Origin of the sequence: Paraburkholderia sp., assembly GCF_004298475.1 — a bacterium.
GTDB classification, from domain to species: Bacteria; Pseudomonadota; Gammaproteobacteria; order Burkholderiales; family Burkholderiaceae; genus Paraburkholderia; species Paraburkholderia denitrificans.
Window position 1 is genome coordinate 1 of the sequence record NZ_SCRP01000036.1, and the last position, 1,578, is coordinate 1,578.

At 63.8% G+C, this 1,578-nt stretch carries 1 protein-coding gene; it reads left to right on the forward strand.

The window, feature by feature from the left end:
* Positions 1–1,578 (forward strand): electron transfer flavoprotein-ubiquinone oxidoreductase (locus EPN59_RS19115; RefSeq protein ID WP_293046610.1); only part of this gene is annotated, 1,578 nt, incomplete at its 5' end.

Below are 1,578 nucleotides of genomic sequence, written 5' to 3' on the forward strand. Positions count from 1 at the left end.
GCGATCCGCCTGAAGCAACTGGCGCAGGAAAAAGGCGTCGAGATCGGCGTGTGCGTCCTGGAAAAAGGCTCGGAAATCGGGGCGCATATCCTCTCGGGCGCGGTCATGGACCCGCGCGCGCTCAGCGAACTGATCCCCGACTGGAAGGAACAGGGCGCGCCGGTGACCGTCGAGGTCACGGAAGACCGCTTCCTGTTCCTCTCGGAAACCGGCGCGAAATCGGTGCCCAACTGGGCGCTGCCGGACAACTTCAAGAACCACGGCAACTACGTCATCAGCCTCGCGAACGTCACGCGCTGGCTTGGGACAAGGGCTGAAGCGCTCGGCGTGGAGATCTTCCCGGGCTTTCCGGCGGCCGAAATTCTTTACGCCGAAGACGGTTCGGTGATGGGCGTCGCCACCGGCAACATGGGCATCGGCAAGGATGGCGAGCCGACCGGGAGCTTCCAGCTCGGCATGGAACTGCACGCGAAGTACACGCTCTTTTGCGAGGGGGCGCGCGGCCATCTGGCCCGGCAGCTCACCGAGAAGCTCAAGCTCGGCGAGAACGCGGATCCGCAGGTCTACGGCATCGGCATCAAGGAACTCTGGGAAATCGATCCGGCGAAGCACCAGCCCGGTCTCGTCGTCCACACCGCGGGCTGGCCGCTCGACGCCCACACCTATGGCGGCTCGTTCCTCTATCACATCGACAACAACCAGGTGATGGTCGGTTTTGTCGTCGGCCTCGCGTACACGAACCCGTACCTGTCGCCGTTCGAGGAATTCCAGCGCTACAAGACGCACCCGGAGATCCGCAAGTACCTCGAAGGCGGCAAGCGGGTTTCGTATGGCGCGCGCGCACTCACGGCGGGCGGCCTGATGTCGCTGCCGAAGCTCACGTTCCCGGGCGGCGCGCTGGTGGGCGACGATGCGGGCTTCCTGAACGCCTCGCGTATCAAGGGCAGCCATGCGGCGATCAAGACCGGCATGCTGGCCGCCGAGGCCGCGTTCGAAGCCGTGCAGGCAGGCCGCCAGCACGACGAACTCACGGCCTATCCCGAAGCGTTCAGGCAGTCGTGGCTGCACGAGGAACTGTACAAGGCGCGCAACTTCAAGCAGTGGATGGCCAAGGGCCTGTATTTCGGCACGCTGATGGTGGGCATCGAGCAGAAACTCTTCGGCGGCAAGGTGCCCTGGACGCTGCATCACCAGCATCGCGACAACGAGATGCTGAAGCCCGCGTCGCAGTGCAAGCCGATCGAGTATCCGAAGCCCGATGGCAAGCTCACGTTCGACCGTCTGTCCTCGGTGTTCATCTCCAATACGAACCACGAGGAAAACCAGCCCGCGCACCTGACGCTGAAGGATGCGAGCGTGCCGGTGAACGTGAACCTGCGCATCTATGCGGGCCCGGAGGCGCGTTTCTGCCCGGCTGCGGTCTATGAGTTCGTGAAGAACGAAGACGGCAGCGACCGTCTGCAGATCAACGCGCAGAACTGCGTGCACTGCAAGACCTGCGACATCAAGGACCCGACGCAGAACATCGTGTGGGTCACGCCCGAAGGCGGCGGCGGGCCGAACTATCCGAACATGTAA